Annotated in this window: 8 protein-coding genes and 1 pseudogene; all 9 read left to right on the top strand. The window is 44.6% G+C overall.

What is annotated here, in order from left to right; all coding sequences use genetic code 11:
- Window positions 1-375: 375 nt before the first annotated feature.
- The gene (ppc, locus tag ACWGXJ_RS21745; protein ID WP_452567590.1) at window positions 376-3,168 is read left to right on the top strand and encodes a phosphoenolpyruvate carboxylase; all 2,793 of its coding nucleotides are present in this window, start codon (window positions 376-378) and stop codon (window positions 3,166-3,168) included.
- 191 nt (window positions 3,169-3,359) lie between these two features.
- On the top strand, window positions 3,360-3,926 hold the full coding sequence (sigW, locus tag ACWGXJ_RS21740) for an RNA polymerase sigma factor SigW (RefSeq protein WP_016818747.1): 567 nt from the start codon (window positions 3,360-3,362) through the stop codon (window positions 3,924-3,926).
- Between the two features lie 150 nt (window positions 3,927-4,076).
- A complete protein-coding gene (locus ACWGXJ_RS21735; protein WP_013312128.1) occupies window positions 4,077-4,700 on the top strand; it encodes an anti-sigma factor in 624 nt (207 codons plus the stop codon).
- A 221-nt stretch (window positions 4,701-4,921) separates the two neighbouring features.
- Entirely contained in the window at window positions 4,922-5,755 is an 834-nt protein-coding gene (gene cdaA, locus ACWGXJ_RS21730; protein WP_013312127.1) for a diadenylate cyclase CdaA, read from the top strand.
- Window positions 5,752-7,221 carry a CdaR family protein gene (locus ACWGXJ_RS21725; RefSeq protein WP_452567589.1) on the top strand — a complete coding sequence of 490 codons (1,470 nt, stop codon included), beginning with the start codon at window positions 5,752-5,754 and terminating at the stop codon, window positions 7,219-7,221. Before cdaA ends, ACWGXJ_RS21725 begins: the two co-directional genes overlap by 4 nt.
- Window positions 7,222-7,281: 60 nt before the next feature.
- Complete coding sequence (gene glmM, locus ACWGXJ_RS21720; protein WP_013312125.1) at window positions 7,282-8,622, top strand: phosphoglucosamine mutase; 1,341 nt, start codon at window positions 7,282-7,284, stop codon at window positions 8,620-8,622.
- 631 nt (window positions 8,623-9,253) lie between these two features.
- Window positions 9,254-11,086, top strand: coding sequence for a glutamine--fructose-6-phosphate transaminase (isomerizing) (gene glmS / locus ACWGXJ_RS21715; RefSeq protein ID WP_061832056.1), 1,833 nt, complete (start codon window positions 9,254-9,256; stop codon window positions 11,084-11,086).
- Between the two features lie 188 nt (window positions 11,087-11,274).
- Window positions 11,275-11,589 carry a helix-turn-helix domain-containing protein gene (locus tag ACWGXJ_RS21710; RefSeq protein ID WP_452567588.1) on the top strand — a complete coding sequence of 105 codons (315 nt, stop codon included), beginning with the start codon at window positions 11,275-11,277 and terminating at the stop codon, window positions 11,587-11,589.
- Window positions 11,590-13,373: 1,784 nt separating this feature from the next.
- Window positions 13,374-14,257, top strand: a pseudogene (locus ACWGXJ_RS21705) (aminotransferase class III-fold pyridoxal phosphate-dependent enzyme); the annotation flags it as partial.
- Between the last annotated feature and the right edge of the window lie 438 nt (window positions 14,258-14,695).

Genomic DNA, 14,695 nt, shown 5'->3' with positions numbered 1-14,695 from the left:
GGATATGGCTAATTTGTGTATATCTTTGTGGATAGAAGGATAATGGGGTTGACTTTGTTAACAATTAATAAACATATACACATCATGTTGCATGAATTTGCACCTTTAAAACCACACTCTTTATAAGAGACTGTGCATAATGTTTCACGCATCACTAGTGTATACATTCATTTCTATTATAAATTTCATCTTTTTGCATAAAAATCCAATATTTTCTCAAAAGAAGTATTTCAAAAACATGATTTTTTACTGTAAATTTTGCAGCTTTTCATGCGTTTTTATTGTATGATGTTAAGAAAGTGTCAAATTTCGTGTGTATACGTACCTTTGCTACAACTGTATATGGTGTGGAACAGATCAGATGGGGGGAAAAGCATGACTGAGCTTACGTTAACCGCTAACAAAAACCAATCCAACAATCTGCTGCGGCGGGACGTTCGTTTTCTAGGGAATATTCTTGGTGAGGTTTTGGTTCATCAGGGTGGCAACGAACTTTTGGATATCGTGGAGAAAATACGTGAGACAAGTAAATCGTTACGTGCCGGGTATCAACCGGAGTTGTATGAGGATTTCAAACAAATGGTCAGCGGACTGGATACGGATATTCGTCACCAGGTTATTCGCGCGTTTGCGATTTATTTTCAGTTGGTGAATATCGCTGAGCAAAACCATCGTATTCGTCGTAAGCGGGATTATGAGCATTCCGCTGGTGAAGATGTTCAACCTGGTTCCATTGAAAGTTCCGTTCAGGAGCTTAAACAAGGGGGCTTCTCCGCCGAGGACGTTAGCAACTTGCTGAATGAGCTCTCTTTGGAGCTGGTCATGACCGCACATCCTACAGAAGCGACACGACGAGTAATACTTGATATCCACAAGCGCATTTCCGAGGACGTCATGCTGCTGGATAATCCGATGCTTACCTTACGTGAGCGGGAACAGGTACGGGAGAATCTGCTAAACGAAGTAATTACGCTGTGGCAGACAGATGAGCTGCGTGATCGCAAGCCAACTGTATTAGATGAAGTAAGAAATGGAATGTATTATTTTCACGAGACCTTGTTTCATGTACTGCCAGATGTGTACCAAGAATTGGAACGATGTTTGGACAAATATTATCCCGAACAAAAATGGCACATACCCACTTATCTGAGATTTGGTTCCTGGATCGGTGGAGACCGGGACGGCAATCCGTCTGTGACAGCTCATGTGACTTGGGAAACGTTACGTATGCAGCGCAAGTTGGCTTTGAGAGAATATCAGCACACGTTAAAAGAACTCATGGGTTACTTGAGTTTCAGCACCAGCATTGTGCGAGTTTCCGATGATCTGCTGGCTTCTATTGAAGAAGATCGTACTCATATTACACTTAAAAAGATGGAAGTATGGCATAACGAAAAAGAGCCTTACCGCATTAAACTGGCATATATGATTGCTAAAGTGAACAACATCCTGGATGAAAGCAAACAGGGTACCCATGAGCGTTATAATTCTGCGGAAGAGCTCATTGCAGACCTAAATGTTATTGACAACAGCCTGCGTCATCATTTTGCCGATTATGTGGCAAACACATATATTCAAAAGATGATTCGCCAGGTAGAGTTGTTTGGATTCCATACAGCTACACTGGATGTGCGTCAGCATAGTCAGGAACATGAAAATGCGATGACTGAAATTCTGTCTAAAATGAATATTGTATCGGATTACAGTAAGCTATCAGAAGAGGAAAAAATAAATCTGCTGGAAAAGCTGCTGAATGAACCTCGTCCGATTACTTCACCGTATTTAAAATATAGCGATAGCACACAGGAATGTCTTGACGTATATCGTACGATTTATTTGGCTCAGGAGGAATTCGGCAAGCAGTCCATTACAAGCTACTTGATCAGTATGACTCAGGGAGCCAGTGACTTACTGGAGGTTATGGTCTTATCCAAAGAGGTAGGCCTGTTCCGCATCGAGAAGGATGGCACTGTTATCTGTACGCTGCAATCCGTCCCTTTGTTCGAAACAATAGATGATCTGCACGCTGCACCCGATATTATGAGAAGATTGATGAACTTGCCTGTATATCGACAATCTGTGGCTGCGATGGACCAGCTTCAGGAGATTATGTTGGGATATTCGGACAGTAATAAAGATGGCGGTGTGGTTACAGCGAACTGGGAACTTCGGGTCGCTATGAACAGCATTACGGAAGTAGTTAATGAGTTTGGCGTAAAAGTGAAGTTTTTCCACGGTCGTGGAGGTGCGCTGGGTCGTGGAGGAATGCCACTTAATCGCAGTATTTTGGCTCAACCTCCTCATACGATTGGAGGCGGAATCAAAATCACGGAGCAAGGTGAAGTGCTATCATCCCGATACTCGCTTAGAGGCATCGCGTACCGGAGCTTGGAGCAGGCAACATCGGCGCTGATTACGGCTGTGGCATATCATCGTTCCGGGAAGAAGGAAGTGTTTGAGGAGAGCTGGGAGGAGATTATCGCCCGCATTTCCCAAGTTTCACTGGATAAGTATCAAGATTTGATTTTCCGAGATCCGGATTTCTTCAACTTCTTCAAAGAATCTACACCGTTGCCTGAGGTGGGCGAGCTGAATATTGGATCTCGTCCGTCCAAGCGCAAGAACAGCGAACGTTTTGAGGACTTACGCGCCATTCCATGGGTTTTTGCATGGACACAAAGCCGTTACTTGTTACCTGCATGGTATGCGGCTGGAACAGGTTTGCAAAGCTTCTATCAAAACAATGAGGATAACCTCAAAGTGCTGCAAACGATGTTTAGGGACTCTGCTTTCTTCCGGTCACTTATTGATACACTGCAAATGGCAATCGCTAAAGCGGATTTACTGATTGCAGAAGAGTACGCTGGGATGTCGGATAACGAAGAGGCCCGGCAGCGTATTTTCGGGCAGATATCAGCGGAGTTCAAGCTGACATCTGAGTTGATTTTGAAAATAACCGGACAATCCGAGATTTTGGACGACGTGCCGGTTATTCAGGAATCTATCCGGTTGCGTAATCCTTATGTCGATCCGTTAAGTTACTTGCAGGTTCAATTGCTAAGTGAGCTACGGGAGCTGCGGGATCAGAACGGTGATGACACTGAAATGCTGCGTGAGGTATTGTTGACAATTAACGGAATTGCAGCAGGCTTAAGAAATACGGGCTGATATAGTACGGTTGTACGAAAACAGGCAATCGGGTACTCATGGGGTGCCCGATTGTGCTGTTTGTATATTGATGGCAGGCGTGCTTACAGTTAGTAACAATACTACAGTTGATTTCCGGATAAAATTAAACTACGATGAATAATCATAAACATGTAATAAGTAACCCATCAGCAAGTCTGGGGGAGTATAGAGTGGATAATATGGAAAGCCGCTTGGTAAGGCTGGTACAGAAAGGCGATCAGCGAGCTTTTGCGGAGTTAGTCGAGTTATATAAAGATCGGATTTTTCATCTTTCCTACCGGATGCTAGGTAATCGCCATGAGGCGGAGGATCTGGTGCAGGAAACTTTTTTGCGTGTGTATCGTAATTTGGAAAAATATGATCATGGACAGAAGTTCTCAACCTGGATTTATCGAATTGCTACAAATCTGTGCATTGATCGTCTGCGAAGGAGAAAACCTACATACTCACTTGATGCTGAAATGAATGATCAGGAAGGTGTCGATGGGTACGCCATGCTCGCCAGTGAAGAGCTTACCCCTGAGGGGAGTACGCTTCTGTCCGAAACGCAGGCTTTGATTCATGACGCCATTGACAGCCTTCCAGATAAATACAGAACGATTATGGTTTTACGGTACTTGCAGGAGCTTTCCTTACAGGAAATCAGCGATGTGCTCAATCTCCCAGTTACCACTATTAAGACAAGAGTACACAGGGGGCGGGATTTTCTGCGCAAAAAACTGGAGCACAAGCTATAGATCATACGCATAGATTCTAGGAGAAGAGTCTGCATAGATGTTTTTATGAAACATAATGCTCGTTGTAACGTATGTAAGATGAGCAAAGTTTCTAAGCCGGAGCATGTTATGTTGAGAAACACGGAAGAATATTAGAAAGGATTGGCTCATATGGATTGCAAACAAGCCGTCTCTTTTATGCATGACTATCTAGATGGCGACCTGTCTGAGCAGGACAAACATGAGTTGGAACAGCACTTGTTAGACTGCCCGGAATGCCGCATGCGTTTTAAAGAGCTGGAGCGGACGGATGCGATGCTTTACGGTACACGCTATCATCAAGTGCCGTGTGTATCGGATGAGCTGACATTTCGCATTATGAATGCTTTGCCGCCGCATAAAAGACAGACTGCGGTGCCTATGCTGACGTGGGTGAAAAGGCATCCCGCTGTAACAGCCGCTGCCTTCTTCCTTATTGTTATATGCTCAAGCATGGCCAGCTTTTCTAGCACGGACCATCAATTGGTAGTCAAAGGAAGCCAACTGGATCAAGTCGTTATTCAGGGTGATACTGTGATTGTGCCTGAAGGGAAATCCATTGCCGGAGATTTAACAGTGCAAAATGGTGAAGCCCGTGTATACGGTGATGTGGAAGGAAATGTAACTGTGATTGATGGTTCTTATTATCAAGCGTCCACCGCCCATATTGCAGGACAGGTTAAAAGTATTGATCAAACCTTGGATTGGATTTGGTACAAGGTTACTGATTTATTCGGGGGACCCTCTTCTCCATAAAAGAAGCTTGAAATGGCAAGGACAATATCGAGCGCCTCTTTCCGCTGGAAAAGGCGTTTTTTTGTATATGAAGCTGGCGAATTGTACTGTATTTTACTGATTTTAGCGGTTCTTTTGTCACACAGCTTGCAACGTGAGCCTGATCGTTATAACCTAGATAGAGAGAGCATACTGTGTACATATTACACCCACTCACTACAGAAAATTGCGGGGGCATGCGCATGTTGGATTATTTTGCGGACCTGACTTGGAAAGAGTCCATTAAAGATATTATCGACATTTTGATCGTAACCTATATTATGTATCAGCTTATTTTACTTGTTCGCGGAACGCGTGCAGTTCAATTGTTGAAAGGGATTCTGTTTCTGGTTGTCATTTGGGCGGTTAGCACCTGGTTTGATTTGTATACGCTCAAGTGGTTGATGAACCAGATGTTCACCTTTGGTGTGGTGGCTATCTTTATTATTTTTCAGCCTGAGTTGCGTCGTGCACTGGAGCAGTTGGGGCGTGGCAAATTATTTGGGCGTTCGTCTGCGGATGATGAAGAGATTAACAAGCTAATCGGAGAAATGATTAAGGCGCTGAATTATTTATCACGTAGGAAAATAGGAGCTTTGGTCGTATTTGAGCGCGAGACAGGGCTAAACGAATATACGGAGTCTGGTATCAAGACACAGGCCGTAGTCAGTTCTGAACTGCTAATTAACATCTTCATTCCTAATACGCCTTTGCATGATGGTGCGGTGATTATTCAAAATAAACAGATTGCTTCTGCGGCCTGTTATTTGCCATTATCGGAAAATCCGTTCATCAGCAAGGAGTTGGGAACCCGTCACCGGGCTGCGATTGGGGTGAGTGAGGTAACGGATGCCGTAACTGTCGTGGTATCGGAGGAAACAGGGCAAATTTCTTTGGCCATTAATGGACAGGTCGTGCGCGACATTAAGGAAGAATCCCTAATCTCCAAGCTGTATGAGGAGTTGCGGCCAACACCGTCTTTGAAGGAAAAACGCGGCTCATTCTGGAATCGGAGGGGAGGCCGTGGAAATTCATGATGGACAAATGGATTAACAATAATACGATTTCCAAGATATTGGCGCTTGCGGTTGCTATCCTGCTATGGGGAATGGTCCATCTAGATACAGGTACACCTTCATCTACGCTGACCGTTTCTTATAATAATAAAGTGATTGATAATGTGGGCATTCAGGCTAGTGGTCTGGATGATTCAAAATATGTATTATCTACCATGGATACTGACCATGTTAAGATGGAGGTCAGAGGACAGCGCTCTGTGCTGACTTCTTTTTTCGCGGATAATTATCAGGCAAAGCTAAACTTAAACGGCTTAGGAGCAGGTACTAAAACATTGTCACTCGAACCGGACTTGCCGGATGGAGTGGAGTTGGTGTCTATGACTCCTAACCGTGTTACAGTGACGATTGAGGAAAAACAAACGAAATCATTTAATGTATCTATAGTTCCTAAAGGAAACCCAGATGGGGGACTGCAGCTTGGGAAGCCTGTAATTGCTCCTCAAACTGTGAAGGTTACCTTGCCTAAAAGCCAGTTGAGTACCGTTACTGCCGTTCAAGGGGCTGTTAATACGGATGGTATCTCAGAAAAGTTTGAACAGAAGCGTGTAAAACTGAAGGCTTATAACAAAAAGGGACAGGAACTTACAGGAGCGGTCATTGAGCCATCCACTGTGTCCGTTGAAATTCCGGTAACTCAGCAGGCGAAATCTGTGCCTGTTAAGATTGTCTATGCTGGAGAGTTGCCAGACGGATTGGCGCTTTCTAAAGTCAATGCAAACGTGAAGGAAGCGGCGGTATATGCATCGCAGGATGTATTGAGCAGCCTCAGCTCTTACGTCACGGCTACATTGGATTTAAGTCAATTCACGGAAGCGGGGACTCGTACAGTTCAAGCTAATTTGGCAGCCCCCTCAGGTTCTGATAAAATCGAGCCAGGGTCAATACAAATTCAGGTGACCGTCGTCCCTTCCAATGAAGTCACAGATACGGAACGGACGCTGTCAGGCATCCCAATCGTTTTACAAGGTGCAGGAGATAAAGCGACTACGACTGTTACAGCACCCGTAGGTAAGACGATGGATGTTACTGTGAAGGGCCCGCAGGATATGGTAAACAATTTAACCAATGATGATATTAGTTTGGTGGCAGATGTAAGTGGCCTCGCGGCTGGTCAACACGAGGTTACTCTGAAAGTAGGCTTGCCTAAATATATTACGCAAGCCGGAAATGCTGGCCAACTAAAGGCAACGGTCAACATTGAGAGCCCTTCTACGCCTGCTGTAACGAATCCGAATAGTGAGAATGAATCAAACCCCTCTGGTAGTGGCGAAAAGGGGCAGGAGAGGCCACAGGAGGGGCAAGGCAGTCAAGGTGGGGACTCTGACGCTAAGACCGGGGACAACGCAGCTGCGGAGGATAAAACAAATCCTCATAACGGCGCAGATTCTTCTGCGAATGGAACCTCGGAGAACAGTCAGCCATAACATGTTTTATCTGTAGTAAATAATCAAGATTTATTAGACAAAAAAAGGGAGTCATTTTACATGGGGAAATATTTTGGTACAGATGGTGTACGAGGCGTTGCTAATCAGGAACTTACAGCCGAACTGGCATATAGCATTGGCCGCTGCGGCGGATATGTTTTAGCAGGTAATGTAGAGAAACCGACAGTTGTTATTGGTATGGATACACGGATATCCGGACTGATGCTGGAATCGGCTCTTGTAGCCGGTTTGCTGTCCATTGGGGCTAATGTGGTTCGTCTAGGTATTGTTTCGACACCTGGGGTGGCATATCTCACACGTCAATTGAAAGCTGACGCTGGGGTAATGATCTCAGCATCACACAATCCAGTTGAAGACAACGGCATTAAGTTTTTTGGCGGTGACGGTTTTAAATTGACAGACGAAACGGAATTGAAAATTGAAGAGCTCATGGATGCAAAAGAAGACCAACTGCCTCGTCCGATTGGCGGTGGATTGGGAACGGTTGTTGTAGACGAGCATTCTCGCTACGATTATCTGGAGTTCTTGAAAACAACAATTAGCCATTCTTTTGAAGGGTTAAAAATTGTACTGGATTGTGCTAACGGAGCAGCTTATGAGCTGGCACCGAAGCTTTTTGCAGAACTGGGAGCTGAGGTACACACCATTGGTGCCGAGCCGAACGGTTTGAACATCAATGATCATTGCGGCTCGACTCATCCTGAAAAGCTGAAAGAGGAAGTACGCCGCTTGAAAGCAGATATTGGTTTGGCCTTTGACGGCGATGCCGACCGTCTAATCGCGATTGATGAGAACGGGGAAGAGGTAGACGGCGACTATATTCTCTGCATTTGCGGAGATGCAATGAACCGTGCGGGAAAACTCAAGGACAGCACCATTGTATCGACAGTGATGAGTAATATCGGTTTTTATAAAGCTACTGAAAAGCTGGCACTCAAGACTGCAAAAACTGCGGTCGGGGACCGTTATGTGATGGAAGAAATGCGACGGGGTGGATTTAACCTAGGCGGTGAGCAGTCTGGTCATGTTATTTTCCTGGATCACAATACGACAGGCGATGGCATGCTGACTGGGATTCAGCTGGTAGATACCTTGAAAGCATCCGGCAAGAAAATGAGTGAGCTAAAATCGCTCATGAAACAGTATCCGCAAGTGCTCGTAAATGTGCGTGTGCAGGACAAACGCAATTACGAAGGGAATCCTGCCATTGCAGAAGCAATTGAGCAGGTGGAACAACAATTGGGCGATAATGGGCGTGTATTGGTCCGTGCTTCAGGCACAGAATCACTTATTCGTGTGATGGCCGAAGGCCCGGATAAGGACGAACTGGAGCAATTTGTCGGTCAGATCGTAGATGTCGTGAAGAAAGAATTAGTTTAAAATTTTGTAAACGTCGGTTGCCTGTGAAAAAGAAGCAGGCAACGGCGTTTGCGGTTATTTACTAACGATTTATGGCCTTCATGGTGTAATTATGAATAAAGTGTCATTGCCAAATGATACTTAGCTGAATATAATATAGGGATGCTGTGACTCAGATAGAGAAAGCGAGGGTTGTAAGGTAACGTAATACAAGCGCCAGAGCTTGATTTTGTGCGGGGGAACTTGGTGGAAAGCAACGGATTCAGTTGAGATAAAGTTGCCCGCAAATCGGTTCACGACAAAACAAGCTGACGAGGTGAAGGTGTTCGAAACATTCGGCGGGGACCTTCCGGTGAAGCATCGAGCCGTAAACCGGCAGCGGAAAATGAACAGGCAACTGTTTACACAACGCACCGGTAGATGCCTTTATTATTTTATAACCTAAATTATAAGATTCATTTCATGAATGTGCGGCCATCATCATTGGCGTGCGCGGTTTGGGAATTTCGTTACATTCGTGAAGAGATGCCTGTAAATTCTATAGTTATCATTGACAACTTCATAGATGAATGAACTTTATTCCACAATCTACCGCACACGTTAGTCCTGTGATGAGTCGTCTTGTGAAATGATGATCGGGAGGATAACGAATATGTGTGGCATTGTAGGATATATTGGTAATCAGAATACGCAAGAGGTATTGATTGACGGATTGAAGAAGCTGGAGTATCGCGGTTATGACTCTGCGGGTATTGCCGTGTTTACAGATTCAGGATTGCAAGTAGCCAAGGCTAAAGGTCGTCTGGCGAATCTGGAAGCTAAACTGGATGGTACGCCGTTGGTAGGCCATGCAGGTATCGGACATACACGTTGGGCAACGCACGGTAAGCCTTCTGATGAAAACTCCCATCCACATTTGGATGAGAGTCAAAAGTTCTCCGTAGTTCACAACGGAATTATTGAGAACTATCTGGAGCTGAAGGAGCAGCTGATCAGCGAAGGTCATACCTTTATTTCCGAAACGGACACGGAAATTATTTCCCATCTGGTTGCGCGTGAATATAAAGGGGATATCGTTAAAGCAGTACAAAAAGCAATTACCTTTATGCGCGGTGCTTTTGCACTGGGTGTGCTGACAGAGCACGAGCCTAATAAGCTGGTTGCTGTTCGTCAAGCTAGCCCGCTGGTTATTGGTGTGGGAGAAGGCGAGAACTTTATCGGTTCCGACATTCCGGCTATTCTGAAATATACACGCAATGTATTTATTTTGAACGATGGCGAAATGGCTGTTTTGACCAGTGATGCTGTCGAATTAATGACAATCGAAGGCCAATTTATTTCTCGGGAAATGATTCATGTCGAATGGGATGCTGTAACAGCGGAAAAAGGCGGCTATGAGCATTTCATGTTGAAAGAAATTCACGAGCAGCCTAAGGCTTATCGTGACACAATGTTGGGCCGTATCGATAAAGATACTAAAAAAGTTGTTCTTCCTGAGCTGAAGCTGACAGAAGAACAAATTAAAAATATCCGCAACATTCAAATTGTTGCGTGTGGTACAGCTTACAATGCTGGTTTGATTGGTCGTACAGTTATTGAAAGTCTGGCTCGTATACCGGTAGAAAATGATGTGGCTTCCGAATATCGTTATCGTTCACCTATCGTAACACCAGAGACATTGGTGATCGTGGTGAGCCAATCCGGTGAAACTGCTGACACGTTGGCAGCCTTGCGTGAAGCACAAGCAAATGGCGCTCATGTACTGGCGATTACAAACGTAGTCGGCAGCTCCATCGCCCGTGATGCAGATGATGTGTTGGTTACACTGGCAGGACCGGAAATTGCCGTAGCCTCCACTAAAGCATATTCTTCACAGTTGATTGCGTTCTATCTGTTTGGTTTGTATCTCGCTCAAGTGCGTGGCACACAAACGGATGAGCAAGTGGCTCATGTGCTGGCTGCTATGGAATCCCTGCCAGAGCAAGTGGAAGAGATGCTGGGTAAAGCAGATGCGATCAAAGCCTATGCTGAGCAAATTGCAAGCCACAAGCACCTGTTCTTTATTGGTCGCGGTCAGGACTATGCTGTAGTACAGGAAGGCTCCCTGAAGCTCAAGGAAATTTCCTACATTCATTCCGAGGCTTATGCTGCGGGTGAATTGAAGCATGGTACACTGGCATTGATTGAAGACGGCATTCCGGTTATCGCTTTGGTAACACAGGAATCCGTGTTGGAGAAAACCGTGAGCAACATTAAGGAAGTCAAGGCTCGTGGTGCAGATGTTCTTGCGATTACGTACGAAGAGCACGCAGTTGAGTTGCTGAAGTCCGTGGATCAGGTATTTGCCATTCCGAAGACACTTCCAATTCTGTCTGCTGCAATTTCAGTTGTATCTCTCCAACTGTTGGCTTACTACGCTTCTCTTGCACTGGGTCATGATGTTGATAAACCACGTAACCTAGCGAAAAGTGTTACTGTAGAATAAGCTTTAGTTGCTATTATGACTTTTTGTCTGATGATAAAAAAGTATGGAACCAGTAAAAAATGTGTGGAACCAATAAAGAAACTCTGGAACCAGAAAAAAAAGTCTGGAACTAGTCAGTATTATAGCCTTATAAACATCAAGAAAGATCCCGATGATATATCGGGATCTTTTTAGCTTAGGAGGGCATTATGTCTACAATAGGCCAACGAATTCGAACTATTAGAAAAACAAACAACTTAAATCAAATAAAGTTTGCAAATATAATTGGAATTTCTCAAGGAACGTTGAGTGAGCTCGAGCAAGATAAATACAGACCCTCTCTTGATATAATTATAGCAATTAAAGAAAACTTCAATTCCCATATAGAGTGGTTAATCTTTGGAGATACGCCTGTATCAAAGAACACTATTTTTAAATCATTACAAGGTCTTAACATAGAGACCTATTTACAGAGTGTGCAACTAATGAAACTTGCAAAAGAAATATTGAAAGACTATCCCTAAAAGTAAAACTTCAGCTAACACAAAGTTAATTAAATTGTAAAAGAAGGTGTGAGGCGCTACTTCTTTAAGCGAACTAATGGGTACTAAAATTTTCTATTTACTATATCTTTTCTTTAAAGGAGAGACAAAATGCTCCATTAAAAAGGTAATATTTTTACCGATTAGATTCAAATCTTCTTGTTCTAATACCTGCCCATTTAATTCAATTCGAAAACCAGAATTTAGAAATGCTAAAAGATCAAAGGATTTTTTGATTTTCTCGTTATTAAGGTCCGAATGAATTGTATCATTGTGTCCACACAGTAGGGGAACGTCATTTGATTAGCAATAAAGTAAATAATCGGTTGTAACATCAAAAACCTCTGCTAAAGATATTAAATGATTAATTTTTTCAGGTCGTGCTACATTTCGCTCCCAATTAGAAACAACCTATTTGGTTACCCCGATTTTATTAGCAAGTTCCTCTTATGTCCACTTATGGAGTAGTCTTAAATTTCTACATGGCTGTCCCAAAGTATTCATGAGTTCACCTCTATTGAGAATATCAAATAGGTTTTAACCCGACCCATCTGCTTACTAATTATACCTACTTATAGCCCATATTATAGCTTATTCATACCCTACTGTACCCTACGAGTAGCTATGAATAGGATACCAAGTAAAATATAGCTAAAAAATATTACTTTGCTATTGTATAAAGCTGTGAGTTGTTATATTCTACATTTGTATTTTGAAGTAAAACTAAAATATATCTTAGGAGTAGAAAAAGATAACTGAACTTTACTCTGATTTAGTAGTTCTAAAAAGATGGTGAATAATGAACAAAATTCGATCAAGTAAATCTATAGCATCTATTCAACGGAAAATCAAAGAAGGAAGAGGTCAAGGCCACTTTTCGGAATATAAACCTTGGTTGGAAAAGTGGTCGACTTCACCATTATCTGTCTGAACACTTTGAATTGGCACATCATTACCAAATGGAGTGGTCAGACAAGAGATTGATATTCGCGAACAATTTCCTTTATTACCCCTAGATAAAACCCTCTATATTGCACAAAAGTTAGGCATTAAACATCCAACTGACCCCAAGAATAAGCTTCCCATCATTATGACTACAGATATGTTACTTACAGTAAAACAAGAAGAAAGTATAAAATTTATTGCACATTCCGCAACCCGTAAAGCGCCAATGTATCCCCAAGAAGGATGCGGATCGGGCATACGAGATCATTCGAACGATAATGGAACGTCTGGAATTAACGTTACACCCGACCAAAACGCGAGTATCCAACGGATTTTCCAGCAGAATATCCAGCTGACATCCAGTCACGTTTCCAGCCAGGCTTCCAGAAATTCGTCAGGTAATCATGTTAAGTTATCGCAAAGCGCAAGGATTCGGAGCACCGGCAGAGAATGTCTACAGGGAGGATCTCCCAAATCGGCCGGCACCCCGCCTGAATGTCGACATGCGTCGAATTCCTCGATTGATGGCAAACCATTCCCAGCGTTTCTTCTCCATTCGCTCTTTTTAGGCAAAATATTAACACCGTGTTGACCAAATTTAACTGAAGTTTTACTATACATTATTGGAAATTTTGATATAATTCTACCTAGGTCAACTTTCCAATTATGATAGAAAATAGAATTGGATGGTTTTTATACCTAATCCAAGCTGTGTGCGAGAGACCAGTCCACTGGCTACCCAGCAAGCCGGCATGCGGAGACCGACAATTGTGGAAAATGACAGCCGAGAATATGTTTGATCCATGACGTCAGAAGGTGGGGACCTGCTATATTCTGAGGACGGAAGAGCATATATTGATTTTTTTGCAGGTGCCGGGGCACTGAATTACGGTCATAACAACGATTATATCAAGGACCGGGTTCTCGATTACTTGACCTCCGACCGGATTATGCACGGTCTGGATATGTATACAATGGCCAAGCGCGAATTCATCCGGAGCTTCTCGGAGCGGATCCTGGAGCCGAAGAAGCTGAATTACAAGCTTCAATTCTGCGGTCCGACGGGGACGAACGCGGTGGAAGCGGCCCTTAAGCTCGCATGCAAGGCGAAGAAGAGAACCGGGATATTCGCATTCATGGGCGGCTTCCACGGCATGTCGATCGGCAGCCTGTCGGCGACAAGCTCCAAGTCCATGAGGGAAGGGGCGGGGCTCCTCTGGGCGGAGTTACGTTCATGCCGCACCCGAGCGGGGCTTTCGCAGAAATGGATACGCTCGGCTATATCGAGAATATCCTGACTGATTCGCACTCCGGAATCGACAAGCCGGCCGCCAAGGCCGCTCTCGAGTTCCGGGACAGAGTCGCCCTGGAAGCCTAGGTGAAGCAGAAGGAAGAGTTTGTGCGCTCGTTCTTTGACAAAGAAATCAAGCCTCTGCATCCGTCCATCGCCATCCGCGGACTCGGCCTGATCTGGGGCATTGACGTCTCGGGCTTCACGGATGAAGCCGGGGCGAAGCAGATGACGGAGATCAGCTTCGAGAACGGGCTCATCATTGAAAGAGCCGGCAGAGGAGACAGCGTACTAAAGATCATGCCTCCGCTGACCGTCTCGATGGAGTATCTGGCCGCCGGCTGCGACATTATCAAGTCCAGTATGCAGCAGGTGATCTCTCAGGAGACCCAGGATTTGCTGGTAACGACCTAAGCTCGGCCAAGCCGGTGGCCGCCCCGGCAAGAGGCACGGAAGTGCCTTCCGGGGCCGTGCGGCCCTGATGTTAAGATAACGCTTTCACCCTCATGCAGCACCATCGTCACATCTAATCGTCAGGAAAAGCTCACTACCCCGCAGCCGGATCTTTAATTATCCACACCAGGCGGGGGAATATACAAATCGTACATAGAGTGTATCAATATCCCTTAAACATAGGCTTCGACAAAGGCAGCTCCGGTGCCGAATCCGGAGGTACGGCCGACTTCCTGCTGGCCGACCGGGATCCTACAGCAAGCCTTACATCGATGGGAGGAACATCCCTTGTTCACCCCCAAATCCAATTCCGAACCCAATGTTAAACCAAAGCCCGTCTTCGGGTGGCTCGTCCGCAGCAAGCATATTGAAGCAGAGGAGCCAGAAGCAGCCGCATCT

This window comes from Paenibacillus sp. S33 (assembly GCF_053615415.1).
The sequence above is the reverse complement of the archived record's forward strand: the minus strand, read 5'-3'. Positions and strand labels throughout refer to the sequence as shown.

What these genes read in the sequence shown, in the direction of transcription:
- ACWGXJ_RS21735 (WP_013312128.1), top strand. Translation starts at nt 4,077, where the DNA reads ATGGATTGCAAACAAGCCGTCTCTTTTATGCATGACTATCTAGATGGC.
- glmM (WP_013312125.1), top strand. Translation starts at nt 7,282, where the DNA reads ATGGGGAAATATTTTGGTACAGATGGTGTACGAGGCGTTGCTAATCAG.
- ACWGXJ_RS21710 (WP_452567588.1), top strand. Translation starts at nt 11,275, where the DNA reads ATGTCTACAATAGGCCAACGAATTCGAACTATTAGAAAAACAAACAAC.
- ppc (WP_452567590.1), top strand. Translation starts at nt 376, where the DNA reads ATGACTGAGCTTACGTTAACCGCTAACAAAAACCAATCCAACAATCTG.
- ACWGXJ_RS21725 (WP_452567589.1), top strand. Translation starts at nt 5,752, where the DNA reads ATGATGGACAAATGGATTAACAATAATACGATTTCCAAGATATTGGCG.
- glmS (WP_061832056.1), top strand. Translation starts at nt 9,254, where the DNA reads ATGTGTGGCATTGTAGGATATATTGGTAATCAGAATACGCAAGAGGTA.
- cdaA (WP_013312127.1), top strand. Translation starts at nt 4,922, where the DNA reads ATGTTGGATTATTTTGCGGACCTGACTTGGAAAGAGTCCATTAAAGAT.